The sequence below is a fragment of the Streptomyces sp. NPDC050161 genome (genome assembly GCF_044460025.1).
In the GTDB taxonomy this organism is placed as follows: Bacteria; Actinomycetota; Actinomycetes; order Streptomycetales; family Streptomycetaceae; genus Streptomyces.
Genome location: NZ_JBITJM010000005.1, coordinates 152,053 through 173,996, shown reverse-complemented (window position 1 = coordinate 173,996; position 21,944 = coordinate 152,053). Strand labels below are relative to the sequence as shown.

Here is a 21,944-nt window from a genome sequence, read left to right as displayed (position 1 = left end):
GGGTGAGACCGTGCCGGGATGAGCGATCACCTCCCCGGGCGCGAGGGCGACACCGGACGCGGCGCCGATGACGCCGGAAGGGCCGCGGCGGACGGCGCCGGGCACGAGGAGGCGCACGGCGCCGGACTCGGCGGGCGTCTCAACTGGCTGCGGGCCGCGGTGCTCGGGGCCAACGACGGCGTGGTGTCCACCGCGGGCCTCGTCGTCGGCGTCGCGGGCGCCACCGGCTCCCGCAGCACGCTGCTGACCGCGGGTCTCGCCGGGCTGCTGGCCGGATCGATGTCGATGGCGGCCGGCGAGTACGTATCGGTCTCCACACAGCGCGACTCCGAGAAGGCCGCGCTGGTGCAGGAGAAGCGCGAGCTGGCGGGCGAACCGCAGGCCGAACTCGTCGAGCTGACCGGCTTGCTGGAGGGCAAGGGGCTGACACCTGAGCTGGCCCGCGAGGTCGCCGAACAGCTCACCGAGCACGATGCGCTGCGCGCGCACGCCGAGGTGGAACTGGGCATCGACCCCGACGAGCTGACCAACCCCTGGCACGCGGCAGGTGCCAGCTTCCTCGCCTTCACGGCCGGGGCGCTGCTGCCGCTGCTCGCCATCGTGCTGCCGCCCGCCGCGCTGCGGCTGCCGGTGACGGTGGCCGCCGTGCTGGCCGCCCTCGCGGTGTGCGGCTGGGCCGGTGCCGGGCTCGGCGCGGCGCCGGTCGGCCGCGCGGTGCTGCGCAACGCCGGGGGCGGCGCGCTGGCGATGGCGGTGACCTACGTGGCGGGCACGCTGCTGGGCGCCGTCGGCGGCTGAGCCGGGCGGGCCTACGGGCGGGTGTCCGCGGCGCCGTACAGCTCGCGGTAGGACGGGAAGTGGCCGCCGGGGCCGTCGACGCCGTCGGTTGCCAGGACCGCGTCGACGACGGCCGCGGTCAGCGCGTCGGCCCCGGCGGCCAGGATGTCGTTGAGCGCCCCGGCCTCCGCGTGCACCCCGAACGCCGGGTCGGCTCCGGCCGCTTCGGGGGCGAGCGGGCGGGCCGCGGTGGACAGCGCGAAGACGGTGTCGCCGTCGGAGAGCAGATGCACCGGGCGGACCGCGCGGGCCAGGCCGTCGTGCGCGGTGCCTGCCAGCTTCTGGGCCTGGGCGCGGGTGAGCGAGGCGTCGGTGGCGACCACCGCGAGCGTGGTGTTCAGCGGCGGCCCCGCCGAGGCGGCCGAGCGGACCCGCGTCACTTCCTGGGCGTCGGCCAGCCGCCGGAGCGCCGCCGCGTGCACGGCGGGTGCGGGGACGACGGGCAGGCCGTCCGCCGGCTGGTCCTCGTACCACCGGCCGTACAGGGCGCCGGTGCGCGGATCGACCGGGGAGCCGGCGGCGTTGACGGCGGCCAGCGCCGCGACGGTGACACCGGACGGCAGGACGACGCTCGCGCTGCCGATGCCGCCCTTGAGCCCGCCGGCCACCGCGCCCGTACCGGCGCCGACGCTGCCGCGTGCGAACGGCGCGCCCGACGCACCGGCCGCCGCCTCGGCCGCCGCCCGGCCGAGCGCCGCGTCCGGCCTGGCCCGCCAGTCGCCGCCGCGCCCCAGGTCGAAGAGGGCGGCGGCCGGGACGACCGGCACCACCTGCGCCGGGTGGGGCCCGACGCGGAAGCCGCGGCCCTGGTCCTCAAGCCACCCGGCGACCCCTGACGCGGCGTCCAGACCGAAGGCGCTGCCGCCGGTCAGCACGACCGCTTCGACCCGCTGGACCAGATTGCGCGGATCCAGCGCGTCCGTCTCGCGGGTGCCTGGCCCGCCACCGCGTACGTCGACGGCGGCGACGGCGCCGCCCTCGGGGGCGAGGACCACGGTGGTGCCGGTGAGATGTCCGCCGCCGACCCGCTGGGCGTGGCCGACCCGGAGGCCGGGGACGTCGGTCAGGGCGTGCTGGCGGTGCGCTGCGTCGGCCATGCGTCATGGGTACCACGGGCGGCGCGGGCGCGGGCCCTGAGCGGCGAAGGAGGCGGCACCGGCCGGGCGGCGGCGCCCGGCCGGCGGACGGTCAGCTGCCGGACGGGCCCATCACGATCACCGGGTGATCGGCCGGGTCCAGGGTCCGCAGCAGTTCCTTCATCACCTCGGGCTTGAGGCTGACGCAGCCCTGGGTGGGCCCGTCGTGGTCGACGTGCAGCCAGACGCCGCCGCCCTTGTCCTCGCCATCGGGCCGCTGCGCGTCCAGCGGCGAAGTGCCGGTCACCCGGTTGTAGTTGATGGCGATGACGTAGTCGAAGGCGCCTTCCAGCGGCTCGCCCTCGACGCCGGTGCCGTTGGCGACGAAGTTCTCGTCGTGGCTATAGGGGAGCTTGGTGCCATCGGGCGGGGCCAGCCGACCACCGGCGTCGGTGAGCGTGAAGACGCCCTCGGGCGAGCGGAGGTCGCCGTAGTGGTGGTCGTCGGTCCAGCCGCGTGCGGCGTTGTGCGCGGCCCACTTGATGCCGGGACGCCAGTCGTCCGACCCCTTGGCGCGGGTGTAGAGGACCACGCGGGAGTTGTAGGAATCGGCTCCCTTGCCCGTCACGACCAGCACCTGACGGGAGTCGGACGGTATCCGCTTGCGGACGGCGTCGCTCAGGCCGGGGATCGGGTGGGCGGCGGCAGCGGCGTTCGGCACCGGCTTGTTGGGCGCCGGCTTCTCCGGTCCCGACACCGTCTTCGGGGTGCCGTTCTTGGCCTGCTGCGCGTCGTGGTCATCGCCCGATGCGGGCCAGGCCCACAGGGCGGTGCCCACCAGCGTGGTCAGTGCGAGAGAGCTCACGGCCTTGCCGCGGCCGGACAGGCTCTTGCGCTCGCGGGGCTGAGCGTGGCGCGGGGCCATGGCTGGCGTCTCCTCAGGTACGGACGGGTGGACGGCCCGTGGGCATAAAAAGGGCAATCTGCACCCTACCGCGAGGAGGCCCCCGTGCCGCGCCGACCCCCGCGGGGACGGCCGGAACAAGCGGTCGAATCCCCGGGGAAAACAGCCCTTTCGCAGGGGATTTTCGGGATTCGTTCTGGGTGCGGAAGGGAGGGAAGCGGGACGCTCGCAGCCGCTGAACATGGCTGAATATCGCGGCAAATTCCGGTACGGACGGCCGAAGTTGACGGTGGCGGACGGTCGGCCGCAGGCCGTGGCGGACGGATTCCGGGGGGTGGGTGCGGAGGCCGGTGCCGGGGTGTCGGATGCGGAGCAGGGTGGGGGGCCATCCGGGGCGGGTAAGGCGGTTTCGTCACGCTTCCGGGCGAAGCGGAACGAGTGCTGCGAAGGGCCCGAATCCGGCGCCGTGTTCACCACAACGGCGCAGCGCGGATCCGGCCGGATGGCGGCGGGCGGCCCGTGCCCGGCGCGGACGGCGCTATTCCGTCAGGGCCGTGCCCTGACGGGTCGTGAGGGTCACGCCGACGGCGACCGCGGCCGAACCGACCAGGCCCGCCGCGAGCACCGCGAGGTGCCCGGCGAAGGTGCAGGCCAGGATGAGGACCGCGGCGAGCGGCAGGACCAGTTGCTGGGCGATGCCGCGCTTCTGGTGGCGGGAGTGGATCAGCCAGACCGTGACCAGGAACAGGGCGGCGGGCACCGTGACGCACGCGGACGCCGCCAGGGTCGACAGATGGGCCTTGCCCACCGACTCCTCCACCGCCACCTCGATGCCCGCGCCGACCGCGGCGGCCGACCCGTACACCAGGTAGTGGCCGTAGCCCCACGCGAACGCCTGGCGGCCGGAGCGCAGATGCAGGTGGATGGGGACCGCGAAGTAGATCCAGTACGCCGCGAAGACCAGCAGCAGGCCGCCCGCCGCGATCGGCAGCAGGGAGCCCAGTTCGTCGTTCTCGTCCAGCGCCGACTGCACGGCGACGGTGGCGGCGGAGATCGTCTCGCCCAGCACGATGATGGTGAACAGGCCGTAGCGCTCGGCGATGTGGTGCGGGTGCCAGGCCGTCGGCCGGTCCCGCTCGGCGAAGGCCGGTACGGACATCTCCACGACCGCCATGACCAGGAACACCCACGGCCTTCCGGTCTCCGGCAGGAACAGCAGGGCCAGCCAGCCGACCTGGCACAGGCTCACGCCGCCCGCGTAGCGCAGCGCGGTGCGGCGTTCCGCGCCGCGGCAGCCGTGCGCGGCCCGCAGCCACTGGCTGACCATGGCGAGCCGCATGACCAGGTAGCCGAACCAGACCACCGTGAACTGGTTGTCGTTGAACGCCCGCGGCACACCGGCCGCGAGGATCAGCACCCCGGCGATCTGGACCAGCGTCACGACCCGGTAGAGCGTGTCATCGGTGTCGTAGGCCGAGGAGAACCAGCTGAAGTTGACCCACGCCCACCAGATGGCGAAAAAGATCACGAGGTAGCCGGTGATGCCGTGCCAGGGGTGGCCTTCGGCCAGCGCGTGCACCAGTTGACGGCCCGCCTGGGCGATGCCCACGACGAAGCACAGGTCGAAGAAGAGCTCCAGGGGCGTGGCGGCGCGGTGTGCCTCGTCGGGGCGGCGCGCCCGCATACGGACCGGCACGGTGGCCGCCGGTCAGCCGGTGATCCGCATCAGCGTGATGCGGTCGTCGTCGACGGTGAAGGCGAAGTCGGAAGGGCCGTTGAAGCCGTTGCCGCCCACCCGGGCGCTGACGGTCGTGGTCGGTCCTTCGGTGCGGGCGCCGGTGACCTCCAGGGTGACCTGCTTGCCGGTGAACTCGGCTTCGCTCCAGCCGCGGATCTCGGCACGGCCGCGGAACTCGCGGCCCCAGTCGTTGACCGTGCCGTCGTGGGCGAAGCAGTCGGCGAAGCCGTCCGCGTCACCGCCGTTGGCCCGGTACAGCGCGCGCTGCACGGGCGGGGGGAGTGGCGTGCCTGACGGGTCCGCCGGGCGGGGCGCGCGGGTCATGGAGGCTCCTTGCGGTACCGGCCCCGTGCGGGGCGCGCGGGGCCTTCTCCAGTACAGCGCGGGCCGGGCGGGGCCGCCATCGAGCGAGGGGGTGCGGCCGGGCGTGTCGCGTGCGCACGAGTGACGGGCGGGCGCGCGGGGCTACTCGGCGACGGCTTCCACGATCGAGGGGAAGGCGGCGGTCGGCAGGACCCGGGTGAGGCGGAAGCCGCCGGCCGCCAGGAGCGTGGCGAACTCCTCGGCGCTGCGCTCCCGCCCGTCGGTCACCGTCAGCATCGCGACGTCCATCGTCTTGCCGAAGTGCGGGGCATTTCCCGGGGGCAGCACGCAGTCGACGATCAGCAGCCGGGTGCCGGCCGCCATCGCCGCCCGGCAGGTGCGCAGCAGGCGCCGGCAGGTGTCGTCCGGCAGGCCGTGCAGCACGTGCTTGAGGACGTAGACGTCGCCGCCGGTGGGCACCGCCGTCAGGAAATCGCCCTCCTCGGTGCGCCAGCGGCCCTTCAGCTCGTCGCCGTCCAGGAGGTGCCGGGCGAGCGGCGGCGCCTGGTCGAAGAGGACGCCGGTCAGCTCGGGGCGGCGGCTCAGGACGGCGCGCAGCAGCCCGCCGCGTCCGCCGCCGATGTCGACGACGGTGCCGGTCGACGGGAACGGGTAGCTCTCCGCGACGGCCTCGTCGACCGGCAAGGCCAGCGCGGAGATGCCGTCGTCGTAGTGCGTGCGGGCGGCCTGATCGGATGCCAGGTGGGTGAAGAGCGGCTGCCCGACGAGCCGCTCGAAGGGGGTGCCGCCCTGCCGGACGGCCTCCTCCAGACCGGCCGTGGTCTGCGTGAACAGGCCGTCGGTCGCCATCAGGACGGCGGAGTGCAGCGACTCGGGGATGTCGGTGCGCAGCAGCCGGGCGGTCGGCGTCAACTGGTAGGCGCCCGACGCGTCTTCGCGGAAGATGCCGCGGGCGGCGAGGTAGCGCAGCAGCCGCCGCAGGTGCGGCGGGTGGGTGCCGGTGGCTTCGGCGAGCTGCTCGGGGGTGCGCGGGCCCCGGGCGAGGTGGTCGGCGACGCGGTGGAGGGCCGCGGTGCGCAGGGCTGCGGAGAAGAGGTGGCCCATCGCCTGGTCCATCAGGTGCGTGGCGATGTCGGCGGGTTCGCCGGTCGGTCGGGGGGATGAAGTGGCCAACGTCCGCCTCCGGTCATCGACGTGAACGTCGGTCCACGGTCGCAGCAGCCGGCTCCGGTGTCACGAAGACGCCGTGCGGTACCCGCGAAGTCCGGCCAGATGCAGGCCAGGTACCGGCCAGGGGCGGACCGCGGGCGTGCCGTGGTGATCCGGTGCGAAGGCCGGTGCGCGGGCCGCGTCCCGTGGTCGAATGCGCGTATGAGCGACCGTGACAGTGACCACACCCGCCCCGGCACCCCCGTAACGGACACCGTCCGGGGCCCCGGATCCCGCCCCGGCTCCGATGCCGCCTCCCCTTCCGCGCCCGCCCCGGACGCCGCGCGGGATGCCGTGCTGGCCCCGCTCGACACCCGCATCTCCGGTCTCGTGGCGCTCTACGAAGACCTGCACCGGCACCCCGAACTCGGCTTCGAGGAAACCCGTACGGCACAGGGCGCGGCCCGCCGGCTGACCGACTGGGGCTACGACGTCACCACCGGCATCGCCGGCACCGGCGTCACCGGGGTGCTCCGCAACGGGCCGGGCCCCGTGGTCCTGCTGCGCGCCGACATGGACGCGCTGCCGGTCACCGAGCGCACCGGACTCGACTACGCCTCCACCGTCCCCGGCCGGATGCACGCCTGCGGGCACGACGTGCACGTCACCTGCCTGCTGGGCGCCGCCGACCTGCTGGCCGCCGGGCGCGCCCACTGGTCGGGCACCCTGGTCGTGCTGTTCCAGCCCGCGGAGGAGGTCGGCAGCGGCGCCCGCGCGATGCTCGACGCGGGCCTCTACAGCGAGCGTCTGGTGCCGGTACCCGACGTCGTCCTGGCCCAGCACGTCGCCCCGTTCGGCGCCGGTCTCATCGCCTACTGTCCGGGCGCGGCCATGGCGGCGGCCGACAGCCTGGAGATCACCTTCCACGGCACCGGCGGCCACGGCTCACGTCCTGAGACCACCGTCGACCCGATCCTGATGGCGGCGTCCTTCGTGCAGCGGGTGCAGTCCGTGGTGGCCCGTGAGGTGGCGCCCAAGGACCAAGTGGTGGTCACCGTCGGCTCATTCCGTGCGGGTGACTCGGCCAACGTCATCCCCGACCACGCCGTCGTCAAGCTCAGCGTCCGCAGCTTCGACGAGTCCGTACGGGCCCGGGTGCTGGCCGCCATCGACCGCATCGCGCGGGCCGAGGCGGACGCGTCGGGCGCGGCCCTGGCACCGGAGACGAAGATCCTCGACTCCTTCCCTGTGACCTACAACGACCCGCTGACCCTGCGGGAGGTCAACGAGTCCCTCACCGGACTCTTCGGCGAGCAGCGGCTGTTCGCCTACGACCCGGCATCGGGCAGCGAGGACGCCGGGCTGCTGGCCACCGCGGCGGACGCGCCGCTCTACTACTGGTGGCTCGGCGGCTGGGATCCCGAGGAGTTCCGCACCGCGCTGGCCGCCGGGCGGCTGGCGCAGGACATCCCGTCCAACCACTCGCCGCGCTTCGCGCCGGTCGTCCGCCCGACGCTCACCATGGGCGTACAGGCACTGGCGACGGCCGCGCTGAGCAGGCTGGAAGGGCCGGACGCCCGCTGAGCAACCGGCTTACCGCCGCGCGTGGTTGACCTTGTCCCTGGGGGAAGCCGCAGCATCGGGCGGGCCGGGCGAGAGGCCCGGTACGAGGAGGACGGACGGGGGCGGGACGTGGACGGGACGGGCGGGCCGGGCGGCGGGCGCACGGAGCCGCGGGAGCTGCTGACGATCGGGGCGTTCGCCCGTGCGTCCCGGCTCTCGCCCAAGGCGCTGCGCCTGTACGACGAGCTGGGGCTGCTGCGGCCCGCCCGCGTCGACCCGGCCAACGGCTACCGCCGCTACGCACCGGCCCAGTTGGAGGCGGCCAGGCTGGTCGCCTGGCTGCGGCGGCTCGGCATGCCGCTGGCCCGGATCCGGGAGGTGTGCGCCCTGCCGCACCCCGCCGCAGCCGACGCGGTCGCCGCCTACTGGGCGCAGGTCGAGGCCGACACCGCGGCCCGCCGTGACCTGGCCGCCTTCCTCGTCGACCAGCTGTCCAGGAAGGACACCACCATGAACGCATCCCCCACCCCGCTGTCCCTGCGGGCCGCGGCCGGTACCGACGGCGGTCTGGTCAGGACCGTCAACCAGGACGCGGCGTACGCCGGGCCGCGGCTGCTGGCCGTGGCGGACGGCTACGGCCCCGGCGGCGGCCCGGCCGGTGTCGCGGCGATCGACGCCCTGAGGCCGCTGGAGGACCAGGACCTGGTGCCCGAGCAGGACCCGGAGGGCACCGCGCTGCTCAACTCCCTTGAGGCGGCGGCCCAGCGGGCCAACCTGGCCGTCCAGCGGCTCGGCGCTGACCGCGTACCGGGCGAGCCGGGCGGCGGTGAAGCGGGCTGCACCCTCACCGCGCTGCTCCGCTCCGGATCGCGGTTCGGGCTGCTGCACGTCGGGGACTCCCGCGCCTACGTCCTGCGGGACTCCGGGCTGGTGCGGATCACCCACGACCACAGCCTCGTGCAGTCGCTCGTCGACGAGGGGCGGCTCACCCCCGAGGAGGCGCCCGCCCATCCGCAGCGCGCGCTTCTGGTGCGCGCACTGGACGGCGGCGCGGCGTTCGTCCCCGACCTCCAGGTGGTCGACGCGCGACCGGGCGACCGGTACCTGCTGTGCACCGACGGGCTGTACGGCGCGCTGCCTGCCGGTGCGCTCCGGGACGCCCTGGCGGCTGCGGCGGGGCCGGAAGAGGCCGTACGGGAGCTGATCGCCCTGGCCAGGGAGGCGGGCGGGCCCGACAACATCGGCTGTGTGGTGGCCGATCCGACGGCTGCCTAGGAGGCTCCGTGCCGCGCCCGTCCGCCCGGTGGGTGCGGGCGGGCGCGGGCTACTCGGTGGCGAAGGCCGAGCGCAGCCGGGGGCCGTTCGCGATCAGGACGACCAGGAGCAACAGCACGCCGCACACGGCCTGTTCGCTTTTCAGCCACAGCGGGAAGTCGCCGGGCAGCGCGAGGATGGCCGCGATGGCCACCAGCATGATCCCGGAGGCCAGCCGCAGCCGGAGGTAGGAGCGGCGGTGGCCGCGGGCGGTGCGGACGGCGAAGGAGACCATCAGCAGGGACGTGGCGACGACGATGGCCGAGCGGACCCAGACGGCGTCGTTCACCAGGCCGGGATGGTCGCGCAGCGCGATGACGGCGCCGAGGGTGAGCGCGCTGAGGACGGCGTACCAGCCGACGAGGCGGGTGGTGCTGCGCAGCGCCCGCCGGGTGCGCGGATCGCTCAGGGCGTGCGCCGGAACCGTGGTGGCGGGTGTCTTGCGGGTGGTCATGAGGGGGCCTCCAATTCCTGAATAGCCCGCTCCTGGCGGGCAGTTATCAGGATCGGGCCCGCTCACCGCGCCTTCATCGTTCACCCGGACGAGACGCGGAACGGCCGGTCTCGGGGGCTCGTGGGGGCGGCCCCGTAGTGGATGCGGGCCGGTGGGCCAGGGTCCGGATCCGCTACGGGGCCACGGTTCAGGCCAGGCCCTTGAGCATGCCGCGGAAGTACATCTGCGGCAGTCCGTAGCGCTTGAGGAACCACATGTCGGTGCGTTCGCGGGTGGTGTCGATGAAGGGGAACGAGGGGGCGGGCGCCAGGTCGTAGTCGAACTCGGCGAGCAGCATTTTGTGGCGGGCGGTGACCAGGGGGCAGGAGGTGTAGCCGTCGTAACGGGTGGTGGCGGGGCGGCCGGTGAGGCTCGCCCGGAGGTGGTCGACGACGACCGGGGCCTGCTTGCGGATGGCCGCGCCGGTCTTCGACGTCGGCAGGTTCGCGGCGTCGCCGAGCGTGAACACCTCGGGGAAGTCCGGGTGCTGGAGGGTCGCGCGGTCGGCCTTGACGTAGCCGTAGGGGGAGTCGGGGTCGGCCAGCGGGCCGGTTGCCAGCCACTCGGGTGCGCGCTGCGGCGGCACGGCGTGCAGCAGGTCGTAGCGCAGGGTCTCGGTGGAGCCGGTGGCGTGGTCGGTGACCGCCACCTGCTGCGCGGGCCCGTCGACGGCCGTCACCTCCGAGCGCAGCCGGACCTCGATGCCGTAGCGCCGTGCGGTCGCCTCCAGTGCGCTGTTGAAGACCGGGACCTTGAACAGCGAGGGCTCGGGCAGCACCAGGACCACCCGGATCGCGTCCAGGACACCGCGTTTGCGCCAGTGGTCGGCGGCCAGATACGCGATCTTCTGCGGGGCGCCGCCGCACTTGACGGGCCCGGACGGCATGGTGAAGACGGCCGTACCGCGCCGCATCCCACGGATCAACTCCCAGGTGAGCGGCGCGAGATCGGGCCGGTAGTTGCTGGAAACGCCGCCGTGGCCGAGCGCAGGCGCCAGGCCGGGCACGCCGTCCCAGTCGAGGCGGAGACCGGGGGCGAGCACCAGCCTGCCGTAGGAGAGGGTGCGTCCGGCTGCGGTGGTGACGGTGCGCGCGGCCGGGTCGACGGCGGTGGCGCGCTCGCGCAGCCAGCGCACGCCGTCCGGTATCAGCTCGGCCTCGGTGCGCAGAGCGGCCCGCAGCGGGGCCTGTCCGCCGCCGACCAGCGTCCACAGCGGCTGGTACCAGTGCGTTTCGGACGGTTCGAGCACGGCCACGTCGCGGGCCCCGGCCCGGCGCAGGCGGGCGGCGACGGTGAGTCCTGCGGTGCCGCCCCCGACGACGAGGACCTGGTGGTGGGAGGGGCTGACGGCGGATGTCATGAGGGTCTCCTGGTGACGGGATGCGGGAAGGGGCGGTCGTCGTAGGGGCGTTGCCGGGGTGTGCTCCTTCAGAGGCGGGGGACGGTGGTGGCCGCCATGGTCAGGGCGATGGCGGTCAGGAGGGCGGCGAAGGCACCGGCCAGGGCGCGGGGCGGCAGGCGGGCGGTGATCCGGTTGCCGAGGCAGCTGCCGAGCGCGGTGCACAGCGCGAAGGCGGTCAGCAGCGGCCAGTCCAGCGGGCCGCCGTCCGCCCGGGTGGCCAGCGCGGTGGCCGAGTTGATGAGGATGACCAGGAGCGAGGTGCCGACGGCGGCCGGCAGATCGAGGCCGAGCACCAGGCTGAGGGCGGGGACGACGACGAACCCGCCGCCGACGCCGAAGAACCCGGTCAGCAGCCCGACACCGGTCGCGGTGACCGCCACCCGGACGGGGCGGATACGGCGCGATGGCGCGGGGGGATCCCCTAGGGGACGCTCCCCGTCCCCCTGAGGGTGCCGTCCGCGCAGGGCCCGTGTCACCAGCGCCGCGGCGACGAGCAGCAGCAGGCAGGCGAAGGCCGCCATGAGGACCGCCGGATCCGCCGCCGCGCTCCACCGGGAGCCGAGGTAACTGCCCGCCGTGCCCAGCGCGCCGAACGCGCCGCCCGCCGCCCAGCGGACCCGCCCGGCACGGCCGTGGCAGACGAGCCCGGTGACCGCGCCGACGCCGACCACGACCAGCGCGCCCGCCGTGGCCTCCTGCGGCGACTGCCCCGCCACGTAGACCAGCGCGGGCACCGCGAGGACCGAACCGCCGCCGCCCAGCGCGCCGAGCAGCAGGCCGATCAGCAGCCCGCACGGCAGCGCGGCTGCGGCTATGAGGACGGACACGCGGCCCGCGGCGCGAGGGCGACCGCCCGGCTGTCGTCGGACCACTCGGCGACGAACGCGAACCGGTCGCCGCGCACCACCGTCTCGCGCCACTCCACCGGGCGGGCGCCGGAGCGCCCGAGCCGTTCGATCGCGAACGCCGGTTCCCGGTCGGCGAGTCCCAGCAGCCACGCCTGCCGGATGTCCGGCAGGAACGGCTGGATCCGCTCCCGGCCGCCGGTGACCTTCACACCGCAGCGGCCGGACAGCTCCCCGTAGAGCGAGGTGTGCCCGAAGTCGGCCGCCAGCAGCGGCTCGGCGAACTCGGCGGGCAGGTACGCGGTGTCGTGGGCGAGCGGCTCGCCGTCCGCGAGCCGCAGCCGCTCCAGGACGACCAGCGGCGCGTCGGCCACCAGCTCCAGGTGCCCGGCGACGGTGGCGTCCGCCGTCCGCTCCAGCCGCAGCACCTCGCTGCGCTGCTCGACCCCCTGCCCCTCCAGCTCGCGGAAGAGGCTGTAGAGCGAGCCGAGCGGCTGCTGTATGCGCCGGGTGTCCAGGCGGCTGGCGCGACCGCGCTCGGCGATCACCAGGCCGTCCGCGCGCAGCGTGCGCAGCGCCTCGCGGACGGTGTGCCGGCTGACCTCGTACTCGGCGGTGAGCCGGTGCTCGGCCGGGAACTGCGCGGTGAACTCGCCGGCTTCCATGCGGCGGCGCAGGTCGGCGGAGAGCTGGGCCCACAGCGGCAGCGGCGAGCGCCGGTCCAGCGGGCGCGGCCCTGAGGCGCCCTGCCGGGGTGGCTCGGTCGTCATGATCGGTTCCTTCGCGGACGTACGGGTGGTGAACGCCGGCCGGCGGGACGGAAGGTGGCGAGCGCCCGCCTCTCAGGACGGACGCCCCGCCCCTGACTTGTCGTCAACCCGGCGGCTGCCTAATGTACGTACATCCGTGCATCCGCACAACGCGGCCTGCCCGGACGTCCGTTCAGCGCGGGAGGCCGGACCCCGCGGCGACGGCACGTCCCGGGGACCGCGGGGACCACACGCGTTCCGTAGGACGACCTCTGGAGGCCGACCGTGCATTTCGCGCAGTACTACCTCGACTGCCTTTCCCAGGCGTCGTACCTGATCGGCGACGAGACCACCGGGCGGGCCGTCCTGGTCGACCCGCGCCGCGACATCGACACGTATCTGGCCGACGCGGAGGCGTCCGGGCTGCGTATCGAACTCGTCATCGAGACGCACATTCACGCCGATTTCCTCTCCGGGCACCTGGAGCTGGCGCGGGCCACCGGCGCCGCCATCGCCTTCGGCGCAGCCGCCGAAACCGGCTTCCCCTCCCGGCGGCTGCACGACGGCGAACGCCTCCACCTCGGCCCCGACGACGCGACCGGCGTCACCCTCACCGTGCTCGCCACCCCCGGCCACACCCCCGAATCGATATGTCTGCTCGTCCACGAGGACCCGCGGGACGCCGAGCCGTTCGGCGTGCTGACCGGCGACACGCTCTTCGTCGGCGACGTCGGCAGGCCCGACCTGCTCTCCGCCGCCGGGCGCAGCCCGCAGGACATGGCGGGCCACCTGTACCGCTCGCTGCACACCCAGCTCCTGCCGCTCCCCGACGCCACCCGCGTCTTCCCCGCCCACGGCGCCGGATCGGCCTGTGGCCGCAACCTCTCCACCGAGACCAGCTCCACCATCGGCGCCCAGCGCCGCCTCAACTACGCGCTGCAACCCATGCCGCAGGACGCCTTCGTCCGCCTGGTCACCGCCGACCAGCCCGCCACCCCCGGCTACTTCGCGCACGACGCGGCACTCAACCGCGACGGCCACCCGCTCCTGGAGCAGACGCCGCCGCCCGCCCTCACCCTCGACGAGGCCGTCGCCGCCCGCGACACCCGCGCCGCGGCGCTCCTCGACTGCCGCCCGCTGAGCGCCTACACCCGCGCCCACGTCGCGGGATCCCTGCACGCAGGACTCGACACCCGGTTCGCCGAGTACGCGGGCAGCGTCATCGCGCCCGGCACCCCGCTCGTGCTGCTCGCGGAGCCGGGAAAGGAGGGCGAGGCCAGGACCCGCCTCGCACGCATCGGCTACGACCAGGTCATCGGCCACGTCCCCGACCCGTCCGCCGCACTCGCCGCCCACCCCGCCCTCACGGCCACGAGCCACCGCATCACCCCACACGAAATCCCCGCGGACCCCGACCAGTTGGTGGACGTCCGCAACCCCGCCGAGTACGCCGCAGGCGCCCTCCCCGGCGCCCGCAACATCCCGCTCGCCGCCCTCCCCTCCCACATCGACTCGCTGGACCCCGGCCGCCCCGTCACCCTGTACTGCCGCACCGGCAACCGCTCGGTGATCGCCGCGGCGCTGCTGGAGTCGCGGGGGTTCGGGGATGTGTGCGATGTGGTGGGGGGTTATGAGGCGGTGGCGGTGGGGTGAGGGGGCTTCCGGCGGGCGGCTGAGGCCGGCACTGTCCCGAGCGCGGTAGCGTCCCCTGCGACACCATCGCGGAAGGGACGGTCACCGGATGCCGCACAGCATGGACGCCTCCTACGGGCACGAACAGCTCGGCCTCATCCTCGACTTCGCCGGTGTGCTCACCGCCAGCCCACGTGCTGTCCACCACGCGTGGTGTGTATCCGAAGGGCTGGCCCCGGAGGCGTGGAGCAGCACTCTCAACGACCACCCGGAGGGGCGCCGTCTGTACGCCGCTCTGGAGGTCGGGGAGATCGGCCAGGCGGAGTGGAACGAGGGCACTGCCGCCTTGCTGGGTGCGCATGTGGACCCGGTGAACCTGATGGGCCGGGCCTGGTCCGGAGTGCCCGCGGCCCGTCGCATGGCGGCCCTCGCCCGAGCGGCGCGGGCCGCCGGCCACCGGGTCGCCCTGTTGTCCAACAGCTTCGGCCTGGATCCGTTCAACCCGTACGAACACGCCGGGATCTGGGACCTGTTCGACGTGCACGTCGTCTCCGAGCAGGTCGGCATGGCCAAACCCGATCCGGCGATCTACCGGCTGGCACTGGACCGGATCGGTCTGCCCGCCGAGCGGTGTGTGTTCGTGGACGACCACGCGGTGAACCTGCCGCCGGCCGCCGAGCTGGGCATCACCACTGTGCACGCCACGGAGGAAGACACGGCTGTGGCGGAGCTCGAAGCCCTTCTGGGGGTCAGCGCGGCCCTCGCTGCGTGAGCGCAATTTGCCGCAGAGTAAGGCTACGAAGCGGTGCCTGCGGGCTGAGACGGCTTCCGGATGGTTGAGGCCGCCAGGGCCACCGCCGCCACCAGGCAGGCCGCGGCCGGGAGGTGGAGGGAGGGGTGGCTGCCGCTCCCGGTCAGGCCGAGGCCGGCGGTGACGGTGAGGACGGCCTTGGTCATGCCGGATGCCTCGCCCGCGCGTTCGGGGCGTACGGCGGCCTGGGTGCCGGTGAGGGTCAGGGCGCCGGCCAGCCCCAGTGCGGCGGCGGCAGCGGTGGACGCCAGGAGGAGGGTGGTGGGGGAGGTGTCGTGGGTGCCGTCCCGGGGGGTCAGCCACAGTGCGGTGGCGGCGGTGGCCAGGCAGAGGGCCATCACCGGGACGCTCGCCGCGGGACGCACCCGGCCGGCTGCCGGGCCGCCGGCGGCCAGTGCGGCGGCCGGTGCGAGAAAGGCCAGTCCCGCGCTCATCGGCGACAGCCCGTACCGCTGCTGGAGGGCCGACGGGATCACGTACAGGAGGGCGACGGTCGCGGTGTTGGCGACGGCGCCGGCCGCCGTCAGCCGGACGTAGCGGCCGTTGCGGAACAGCGCGAGGTCCACCAGGGGTGCGCGGGAGCGGCGTTCGGCACGGATGAACAGCGCGGCCAGCAGCACCGCGCCGCCCGCCGATGCCCAGGGGGCGACACCCGCGACGGACAGGGCGAGGCAGGCGCACAGGCCGGTCACGGCGGCGGCGCCCGGCAGGTCGGGGGCGCCGGCCGCGGCCGGGTCGCGGGACTCGGTGGCGCGCCGGGCGCAGCAGGCGGCGGCCACGGTCGGCACCACCGTCAGCCAGAACACCGCACGCCAGGACAGGCTCTGCGCCAGCACGCCGCCGGCGAACGGGCCGCAGGCGGTGGCCAGTCCGGCGAGGCCGAGCGCCCGGCCGGTCATCCGCCGCCCGTGCCCGCCGGGGAAGGCGTTGGTCAGCAGCGCGAGACCGGCCGGCATGATCAGCGCGCCGCCCGCCCCCTGGACCACCCTGGCCGCCACCAGGAGCGGCAGCGACGGCGCGAGCGCGCAGCCGGCCGCGGCGGTGGCGAAGAGTGCCAGGCCGATGGCGAGCACCCGGCGTCTGCCGTACAGGTCGCCGAGCCGTCCGGCGGCCGGCATCAGGGCGCCGGCCGCCAGAAGGTAGCCGCCGATCACCCAGGGCACGAGGGCCGGTGGGCCCGGCAGGTCACGCCGGATGACGGGCAGCGCGAGGTTCAGCGCGAAGGCGTCGAGCTGGACGCAGAAGGCGCCGACGGCGACGGCCGTCCACGTCCAACGGGCCGCGGCGCGGGGCAGGTCGGCGGGCAGGTCGGCGGGCGGGAGTGTGGGCTCGGGCATGCGGAGGGCGCCTCTCGGGTGGGGTGCGCGGTGGGTGCGGGAGAGGGGTGGGGGAGAGGCGCCCCGAGGCGGGGCAGGAAGGGGCGCGGGCCCGCAGGGGCGGGCGGCGCGTACCGTACGAGGGGGCGGCGGCGCTCCGGTGGTGGCCGGGCGGCGGCCCCGGTGACCTGCGGCGGGGCGGCGGAAGATGCCGTGTACAGCGGACGTTCATCGAACGTTGATGCGTGATCATCAAGCTGGTCCGCATGTTGCGCCGTGTGACCTCAGAGCATGCAGATGATGCCAGCGAACCGCAAGCCACCCACCGGCCGCGCACCTCTCGGGTCGCGCTGACCTGGTCGGGGGAGCCGGGCCGCCTGGAGGAGCTGACGCACGGCATGCTGCTCGACCAGGCCGAGCGGGCCGCCGTCGCGCTCCGCAGGCTCGGCGTCCGCGCCGGTGACCGGGTCGCGGTGCATCTGCCGCTGGTCCCCGAATCGGTGATCGTCACCCTGGCCTGCGGGCAGCTGGACGCGATCCGCAGGACCCTGCCGGTGTCGCTGACCGCACCCGAACTCGCCGAGCAGGCCCGGGAGATGGACGCCCGGGTGCTGGTCACCGCGGACGCGGCGTTCTGGGACGGTGCCATCAGGCCGGTCAAGGCGGTACTCGACCGGGCGCTGGCGCGGGACGCGGCCGGACCCCGTGCGGCGCAGTGCCCCGTCCTGGTGGTCAACCGCTGTTCCCGCCCGGTGCGGTGGGTACCGGGCCGGGACCGGTGGTGGCACGAGGCGCTGGCGGAGGGCTGAGCGGCAGGCCCCTGGCGGGTCAGGGGCCTGCCCGATGGGGGCCGTGTGGGCCCCGGCTCACCCGCGCGTGGGGGCGCGCCGGTGGGCCGCCGCCACCAGTGAGGCGGTGAACGGATGCGCGGGCGCGGTCAGCAGCCGCCGTGCCGGGCCCGCCTCGACGAGCGCGCCGCCGTCCAGCACGGCGACCCGGTCGGCCAGCGCCGCCGCGGTGTCCAGGTCGTGGGTGATCAGGACCAGGCCCATCCCGTCCCGTTCCCGCAGCAGTTCGCCGAGCAGCGCGACGATCTCCCGGCGGCTGACCGCGTCCAGGCCCGAGGTGATCTCGTCGCACACCAGCATCCGGGGCCCGGCCGTCAACGCGCGGGCCAGGGCGGCGCGTTGCAGTTCGCCGCCGGAGAGCCTGCCGGGGGTGCGGGCGGCGAGCGCGGCGTCCAGGCCGACCCGGGCGAGGGTGGCCCGCGCCTCGGCCAGCGCCGCGTCGGCCGGTGTGCCGCGCAGCCGCACCGCGGTCCGCGCGGTCTGCGCCTCCACCGTGCGGTACGCGTCGAACGCGGCGCGGGCGTCCTGGAAGACGTACTGCACGGCGGCGAGCTGCCCCTGGGTGCGGGCGCGGACACTGCGCGGCAGGGCGGCGCCGTCCAGGGTGAGCGTGCCGTCCCAGTCGCGGTGCAGCCCGGCCAGGCACCGGCCCAGGGTGGTCTTGCCGCTGCCGGACCGCCCCACGACGGCCAGGCAGCCGCCGGGGATGACCTCCAGGGCGGTGTCGCGCAGGGCCGTGACGGTGCCGCCGGGATGCGAGCGGTCACGGTAGCGGGCGGCGGCCAGGCGGATGCGGAGGCCGTCGGAGCGCGGCGGCGTGGCGGGGGTCGCGTCCTCCTGGTTGCTTTCCTGAGTGGTGAACTCCCCGCCCCCCGCCAGAAGTTCCCGCGTGTACGGGTGTTGTGGCGCGGTGCGGATACGGTCCGCGGGGCCGGATTCGACGACCCGGCCCGCGCGCAGCACCACCACCTCGTCGGCGAGCGCGTGCACCACGTCCAGGTCGTGGCTGAGCAGGAGGACGGCGATGCCCTGGCCGGTGAGGCGGGCCAGTTCGGTGACGATGCGGCGCTTGGTCAGCGCGTCCTGCCCGGTGGTCGGCTCGTCGGCGACGACCACCCTGGCGCCCAGCAGCAGCGCCTGCGCCAGCACCACCCGCTGCTGCTGCCCGCCGGACAGCTGGTGCGGATGGCGGCGCAACAGGGCCTCGCCCGCCGGGCCTTCGGGAAGCTGGGCGAGCGCCAGGGCCGCCAGGACCCGGGTGCGGACCGCCGCGCGGCGCTCCCGGCGGGGCAGCGCGGGCAGCTGGGCGCGGGCGATGTCGTACAGCAGCGCCCCGACCCGCCGGGCCGGGTTGAGCACCGCCGCCGGATGCTGCGGCACGTAGCCGACCGGACCGCCGTCCGCCACCCGCACCCGGCCCTCGACCTCGGCCCCGTCCGGGTACGCGCCCAGCAGCGCGAGGCCCGTGGTCGTCTTGCCGCTGCCGGACGCGCCGACCAGCGCGGTGACCGCACCGGCGCGGACGGTCAGCGACACCCCGTCGACGAGCCGCCGCCCGCCCGGCACCTCGATCCGCAGCCCCTCGACGCACGCGGCCCACTCCGGCGCCGCGCCCTGCGGCTTCCCCGTGTCCTGCCCGCTCACCTGACATGTCCCTTTCTCGTACGGCCCGCCAGGCCCGCGTCGCCGAGCAGGTTGGTGCCCATGGACAGCGCCACGATCAGCAGCGCGGGCACCACCACGGCCCACGGCTGGACGAAGAGTCCGGTGCGGTTGCGGTCGACCATCACCGCCCAGTCCGCGGCGTCCGGATCGACGCCGACACCCAGGAACGCGGCGGTCGCCACCAGATACAGCACGCCGGTCATCCGCACCCCCGCGTCGGCCGCCAGGGTCCGCAGGCAGCTGCGGGCCACGTAGCCGACGGCGATCCGCCACCCGCTCTCGCCCTGCATCCGCAACGCCTCGACGGCCGGGCGGGCGGCGGCCTCGGCGGCCGAAGCCCGCACGATGCGGGCCGCGTCCGGCACGTTGACCAGCGCCACCAGCACCGCGAGCCCGGCCGCGCCCGGCTCGAACACCGTCGCCACCAGCAGCACCATCAGCAGCGAAGGCACCGCGAGCAGCACGTCCAGCGGTCGCATCAGCAGCTCCTCCAGCCACGTCCGGTGGGTGAGGGCCGCAGCGAAGGCCAACGGCAGGGCGACGGCGTAGGCGAGCACCGTCGCGGACAGCGCGATCAGCACCACCGACCGGCCGCCCAGCAGCACCTGCCGGGCCACGTCCTGCCCCGCGAAGTCGGTGCCGAGCAGGGTGCCGTCCGACGTGAACGACGCCCCGCGCGGCCCCGGTTCACCGGCGAACAACGGCCCCAGCAGCGCCAGCGCCAGCGGCAGGGACACCAGCAGCGCCCCGAGCGTGAAGCGCGCCCACGGCCGCGCGGCGGCGGTCCGCGCCGTCATGCCGCCACCCCCGCACGGGGCGCGAGGCGGTGGGTGACCAGGTCGGCGGCGAGGTTCAGGGCGACGGTGAGCGTGCCGAAGACGACGGCGAGGCCCTGGACGACCGGGATGTCGCGGGCCGACACCGCGGTCAGCAGCACCGTCCCCAGGCCGGGGACGACGAACAGCGCCTCGACCACGATCACCCCGCCCAGCAGCCAGTCGACGGTCCGCGCCAGCTGCTGCACGGCGGGCGCCACCGCGTTCGGCAGCGCGTGCGCGTAGCGGATCCGGGCGGCCCCGATGCCGTAGCGGCGGGCCTGTGCGACGTACGGGGAGGCCAGCGCGTCGAGCATGCCGGCCCGCACCAGGCGGCTGATCGAGCAGACCGGGCGGGCCAGCAGCACCGCGACGGGCAGCACCAGCGCCGCCGGATGGGCGAGCAGATCGCCGCCGTAGCCCACCGCGGTCGGCGGCAGCCAGCCGAGGCGCAGCGCGAAGACGAAGACCAGCAGGACGCCGAAGGCGAACTCCGGCACGGCGTAGATCCCCAGCGTCACCGAGCTGATCAGCCGGTCGGCGCGACCGCCCTCGCGGCGCGCGGCCAGCACCCCGAGGCCGACGCCGACCGGCACCAGCAGGGCGACGGTGAGCGCCGCCAGCAGCAGGGTCGGCGCCAGACCGTCGGCGAGGTAGCCGGTGACCGGGCGGCCGGTGACCAGCGATCTGCCGAGGTCACCGTGGAGCAGGCCGCCCGCCCAGTGCGCGAGCCGCTCGTACGCGGGCAGGTCCAGCTGCATCGACGCGCGGATCGCGGCGATGCGTTCCGGGTCGGGCCGGTCACCCGCCAGGGCGACGGCGGCGTCGCCGGGCAGCGCCTCGGTCAGCGCGAAGACCAGCAGCACCACCCCCGCGGTCTGGCCCGCGCCCAGGACCAGCCGCCGCACCACGAACGACCGCAGGCCGCTCACGCCAGCCAGACCTTGTCGAAGCGGGCCCAGTCGAGGGAGTTGGCGGGCGCCGCGCGGGCCACGCCCCGCACCCGCTGCGCGGTGCCGACGATCCAGTCGGCGAACCCCCAGACCAGGAAGCCGCCTTCGGAGTGCAGCCGGCGCTGCATCCTGCCGTAGAGCGCGGTCCGCTCGCCGCGGTCGGCGGTGGACTGGGCCTGCCGGTAGAGCGCGTCGAAGTCCTTGTGGTGCCAGTGGGTGGCGTTGGTGGTGGAGCCGGTCAGCAGCCGCTGGGAGAGGTGCATTTCGATGGGCATGGCGCCGGACCGGTAGGAGCACAGCGTCCCGGATTCGAGGATGTCGCTCCAGTAGCTGTCCTTGTCGCGGTTGCGCACGGTGATCCGTACGCCCGCCTCGGCCGCCTGGTCGCGGAAGATCCCGGCCGCCTCGGCGAACCCGGAGGCCACGTCCGACGTGTCGAGGGTGACCTTCAGGTTCTGCGCCCCGGCCTGCTTGAGCAACTGCCGGGCCCGGTCCAGGTCCTGGGTGCGCTGCGGCAGGCCGTCCGCGTAGTACGCGTAGCCCTTGCCGAACAGGTCGTTGCCGATCTCCCCGGCGCCGGACAGCGCGCCGCGCACCAGCTCGGCGCGGTCGGCCAGCAGGAAGAACGCCTGCCGCACCCGCTTGTCGTCGAAGGGCGGCCGGTCGGTCTTCATCGCGAACGCCTGCATGGCGCTGTTCTTCAGCCGCACGATCCGGATCTGCCCGCGCCCCTCGTGGGCGCGCGCGGTGGCCGGGCTCAGCTCGTGCGCGTACTCGACCTGCCCGCCGAGCAGCGCGTTGACCCGGGCGGACTCCTCGTCGGCGGCGACGAACTCCAGCTCGTCCAGGTGCGGGGCGCCGTCCCAGTAGCCGTCGAAGCGGCGCAGCACGGTCGACCTGCCCGGCGCGAACGAGACGAAGCGGAACGGGCCCGAGCCGACCGGCTCGTCGAAGGAGCGGGTGCCGGCGGGCACGATGTACGCGCCGAACGCGGCCAGCACGTCGGGGAATTCGGCGGTGGGCCGCTTCAGGTGGAACTCGACGGTGCGCGGGCCCTTGGCGCGGCTCGCCTTCAGGTCGATGGGGTCCAGGTCCGCCTTGGAGCGGAACGCCTTCGACGGGTCGGCTATGCGGCGGAAGCTGAACAGGACGTCGTCGGCGGTGACCTGACGGCCGTTGTGGAAGGCGGCCTTGCGCAGCGTCACCGTCCAGCGGTCCAGCGTCTTGTTCGGCTGCCAGGAGGACGCGAGGCGGGGGCGCGGTGCCAGGTCGGCGCCGAAGTCGGCGAGCTTGTCGAACAGCGCCTTGGCGCGGGCCACATCGGAGAACAAGTTGGCCAGATGTGGGTCGAGGGTCTCGTTCGCGCCGCCCCCGGCGAACGCGGCGCGCAGCCGGCCACCGCGGCGCGGCGGGCCCGCGTCGTCACCGGACGCCTCACCTCCGGAGCCGCCGGTGCCGCACCCGGCGAGGGCCAGCGCGCCCATCGCGGCGGCGCCGGACGCGGCGGCGA

At 74.9% G+C, this 21,944-nt stretch carries 20 protein-coding genes; 6 read left to right on the top strand and 14 right to left on the bottom strand.

The genetic code is table 11. The features are described from left to right. Nucleotides 1–18: 18 nt before the first annotated feature. The gene (locus ACIBK8_RS10760) at nt 19–798 is read left to right on the top strand and encodes a VIT family protein (RefSeq protein ID WP_399041384.1); all 780 of its coding nucleotides are present in this window, start codon (nt 19–21) and stop codon (nt 796–798) included. Between the two features lie 11 nt (nt 799–809). Here the strand turns inward: ACIBK8_RS10760 and ACIBK8_RS10755 are convergent, their stop codons facing one another. The 5 genes from ACIBK8_RS10755 to ACIBK8_RS10735 all read right to left on the bottom strand — a co-directional run bounded on the left by ACIBK8_RS10755 (nt 810) and on the right by ACIBK8_RS10735 (nt 6,052). Beyond that, nucleotides 810–1,934 carry a P1 family peptidase gene (locus tag ACIBK8_RS10755; protein ID WP_399041383.1) on the bottom strand — a complete coding sequence of 375 codons (1,125 nt, stop codon included), beginning with the start codon at nt 1,932–1,934 and terminating at the stop codon, nt 810–812. Between the two features lie 91 nt (nt 1,935–2,025). Then, the gene (locus tag ACIBK8_RS10750) at nt 2,026–2,838 is read right to left on the bottom strand and encodes a L,D-transpeptidase family protein (protein ID WP_399041381.1); all 813 of its coding nucleotides are present in this window, start codon (nt 2,836–2,838) and stop codon (nt 2,026–2,028) included. 517 nt (nt 2,839–3,355) lie between these two features. Beyond that, a complete protein-coding gene (locus ACIBK8_RS10745; protein ID WP_399041380.1) occupies nt 3,356–4,513 on the bottom strand; it encodes a low temperature requirement protein A in 1,158 nt (385 codons plus the stop codon). Nucleotides 4,514–4,525: 12 nt separating this feature from the next. Then, complete coding sequence (locus tag ACIBK8_RS10740; RefSeq protein WP_399041379.1) at nt 4,526–4,879, bottom strand: nuclear transport factor 2 family protein; 354 nt, start codon at nt 4,877–4,879, stop codon at nt 4,526–4,528. A 141-nt stretch (nt 4,880–5,020) separates the two neighbouring features. Beyond that, entirely contained in the window at nt 5,021–6,052 is a 1,032-nt protein-coding gene (locus tag ACIBK8_RS10735; RefSeq protein WP_399041378.1) for a methyltransferase, read from the bottom strand. A gap of 198 nt (nt 6,053–6,250) precedes the next feature. Between ACIBK8_RS10735 and ACIBK8_RS10730 the strand changes: the two genes are divergently transcribed. Together ACIBK8_RS10730 and ACIBK8_RS10725 are read left to right on the top strand one after the other, a co-directional pair. Further along, entirely contained in the window at nt 6,251–7,612 is a 1,362-nt protein-coding gene (locus tag ACIBK8_RS10730) for an amidohydrolase (protein WP_399041377.1), read from the top strand. A 108-nt stretch (nt 7,613–7,720) separates the two neighbouring features. Then, nucleotides 7,721–8,866 carry a MerR family transcriptional regulator gene (locus ACIBK8_RS10725; protein ID WP_399041376.1) on the top strand — a complete coding sequence of 382 codons (1,146 nt, stop codon included), beginning with the start codon at nt 7,721–7,723 and terminating at the stop codon, nt 8,864–8,866. 49 nt (nt 8,867–8,915) lie between these two features. Here the strand turns inward: ACIBK8_RS10725 and ACIBK8_RS10720 are convergent, their stop codons facing one another. The 4 genes from ACIBK8_RS10720 to ACIBK8_RS10705 form a co-directional block, all read right to left on the bottom strand. Beyond that, nucleotides 8,916–9,359 (bottom strand): hypothetical protein, encoded by a 444-nt coding sequence (locus ACIBK8_RS10720; protein WP_399041375.1) that lies wholly within the window; start codon nt 9,357–9,359, stop codon nt 8,916–8,918. Nucleotides 9,360–9,546: 187 nt separating this feature from the next. Further along, nucleotides 9,547–10,758 carry an FAD/NAD(P)-binding oxidoreductase gene (locus ACIBK8_RS10715; protein WP_393683300.1) on the bottom strand — a complete coding sequence of 404 codons (1,212 nt, stop codon included), beginning with the start codon at nt 10,756–10,758 and terminating at the stop codon, nt 9,547–9,549. A gap of 68 nt (nt 10,759–10,826) precedes the next feature. After that, on the bottom strand, nt 10,827–11,627 hold the full coding sequence (locus ACIBK8_RS10710) for a sulfite exporter TauE/SafE family protein (protein WP_399041374.1): 801 nt from the start codon (nt 11,625–11,627) through the stop codon (nt 10,827–10,829). Continuing rightward, entirely contained in the window at nt 11,612–12,415 is an 804-nt protein-coding gene (locus ACIBK8_RS10705; RefSeq protein ID WP_399041373.1) for a GntR family transcriptional regulator, read from the bottom strand. Before ACIBK8_RS10705 ends, ACIBK8_RS10710 begins: the two co-directional genes overlap by 16 nt. Nucleotides 12,416–12,679: 264 nt before the next feature. Between ACIBK8_RS10705 and ACIBK8_RS10700 the strand changes: the two genes are divergently transcribed. Together ACIBK8_RS10700 and ACIBK8_RS10695 are read left to right on the top strand one after the other, a co-directional pair. Then, nucleotides 12,680–14,047 carry a rhodanese-like domain-containing protein gene (locus ACIBK8_RS10700; protein WP_399041371.1) on the top strand — a complete coding sequence of 456 codons (1,368 nt, stop codon included), beginning with the start codon at nt 12,680–12,682 and terminating at the stop codon, nt 14,045–14,047. Between the two features lie 88 nt (nt 14,048–14,135). Continuing rightward, nucleotides 14,136–14,798 carry an HAD-IA family hydrolase gene (locus tag ACIBK8_RS10695; RefSeq protein ID WP_399041369.1) on the top strand — a complete coding sequence of 221 codons (663 nt, stop codon included), beginning with the start codon at nt 14,136–14,138 and terminating at the stop codon, nt 14,796–14,798. A 23-nt stretch (nt 14,799–14,821) separates the two neighbouring features. On the opposite strand, the gene ACIBK8_RS10690 is transcribed toward ACIBK8_RS10695, so the two are convergent. Further along, nucleotides 14,822–16,174, bottom strand: a complete 1,353-nt coding sequence (locus ACIBK8_RS10690; protein WP_399041368.1) for an MFS transporter — start codon at nt 16,172–16,174, stop codon at nt 14,822–14,824. A 257-nt stretch (nt 16,175–16,431) separates the two neighbouring features. On the opposite strand from ACIBK8_RS10690, the gene ACIBK8_RS10685 reads away from it, so the two are divergent. Beyond that, complete coding sequence (locus ACIBK8_RS10685; protein ID WP_399041367.1) at nt 16,432–16,962, top strand: AMP-binding protein; 531 nt, start codon at nt 16,432–16,434, stop codon at nt 16,960–16,962. Between the two features lie 57 nt (nt 16,963–17,019). Here ACIBK8_RS10685 and ACIBK8_RS10680 read toward each other — a convergent pair whose 3' ends face one another. From ACIBK8_RS10680 to ACIBK8_RS10665, 4 genes are read right to left on the bottom strand one after another with little or no spacing between them, the layout of a single operon-like run. Further along, complete coding sequence (locus ACIBK8_RS10680; RefSeq protein WP_399041365.1) at nt 17,020–18,645, bottom strand: ABC transporter ATP-binding protein; 1,626 nt, start codon at nt 18,643–18,645, stop codon at nt 17,020–17,022. Then, nucleotides 18,642–19,463 carry an ABC transporter permease gene (locus tag ACIBK8_RS10675; RefSeq protein WP_399041364.1) on the bottom strand — a complete coding sequence of 274 codons (822 nt, stop codon included), beginning with the start codon at nt 19,461–19,463 and terminating at the stop codon, nt 18,642–18,644. The genes ACIBK8_RS10680 and ACIBK8_RS10675 overlap by 4 nt, the downstream gene beginning before the upstream one ends. After that, a complete protein-coding gene (locus tag ACIBK8_RS10670; protein ID WP_399041363.1) occupies nt 19,460–20,413 on the bottom strand; it encodes an ABC transporter permease in 954 nt (317 codons plus the stop codon). The genes ACIBK8_RS10675 and ACIBK8_RS10670 overlap by 4 nt, the downstream gene beginning before the upstream one ends. Continuing rightward, a complete protein-coding gene (locus tag ACIBK8_RS10665) occupies nt 20,410–21,918 on the bottom strand; it encodes an ABC transporter substrate-binding protein (protein WP_399041653.1) in 1,509 nt (502 codons plus the stop codon). The genes ACIBK8_RS10670 and ACIBK8_RS10665 overlap by 4 nt, the downstream gene beginning before the upstream one ends. Nucleotides 21,919–21,944: the final 26 nt, after the last annotated feature.

What these genes read in the sequence shown, in the direction of transcription:
- ACIBK8_RS10760 (WP_399041384.1), top strand. Translation starts at nt 19, where the DNA reads ATGAGCGATCACCTCCCCGGGCGCGAGGGCGACACCGGACGCGGCGCC.
- ACIBK8_RS10690 (WP_399041368.1), bottom strand. Translation starts at nt 16,174, where the DNA reads ATGCCCGAGCCCACACTCCCGCCCGCCGACCTGCCCGCCGACCTGCCC.
- ACIBK8_RS10740 (WP_399041379.1), bottom strand. Translation starts at nt 4,879, where the DNA reads ATGACCCGCGCGCCCCGCCCGGCGGACCCGTCAGGCACGCCACTCCCC.
- ACIBK8_RS10675 (WP_399041364.1), bottom strand. Translation starts at nt 19,463, where the DNA reads ATGACGGCGCGGACCGCCGCCGCGCGGCCGTGGGCGCGCTTCACGCTC.
- ACIBK8_RS10695 (WP_399041369.1), top strand. Translation starts at nt 14,136, where the DNA reads ATGCCGCACAGCATGGACGCCTCCTACGGGCACGAACAGCTCGGCCTC.
- ACIBK8_RS10715 (WP_393683300.1), bottom strand. Translation starts at nt 10,758, where the DNA reads ATGACATCCGCCGTCAGCCCCTCCCACCACCAGGTCCTCGTCGTCGGG.
- ACIBK8_RS10730 (WP_399041377.1), top strand. Translation starts at nt 6,251, where the DNA reads ATGAGCGACCGTGACAGTGACCACACCCGCCCCGGCACCCCCGTAACG.
- ACIBK8_RS10705 (WP_399041373.1), bottom strand. Translation starts at nt 12,415, where the DNA reads ATGACGACCGAGCCACCCCGGCAGGGCGCCTCAGGGCCGCGCCCGCTG.
- ACIBK8_RS10665 (WP_399041653.1), bottom strand. Translation starts at nt 21,918, where the DNA reads ATGGGCGCGCTGGCCCTCGCCGGGTGCGGCACCGGCGGCTCCGGAGGT.
- ACIBK8_RS10750 (WP_399041381.1), bottom strand. Translation starts at nt 2,838, where the DNA reads ATGGCCCCGCGCCACGCTCAGCCCCGCGAGCGCAAGAGCCTGTCCGGC.
- ACIBK8_RS10720 (WP_399041375.1), bottom strand. Translation starts at nt 9,359, where the DNA reads ATGACCACCCGCAAGACACCCGCCACCACGGTTCCGGCGCACGCCCTG.
- ACIBK8_RS10755 (WP_399041383.1), bottom strand. Translation starts at nt 1,934, where the DNA reads ATGGCCGACGCAGCGCACCGCCAGCACGCCCTGACCGACGTCCCCGGC.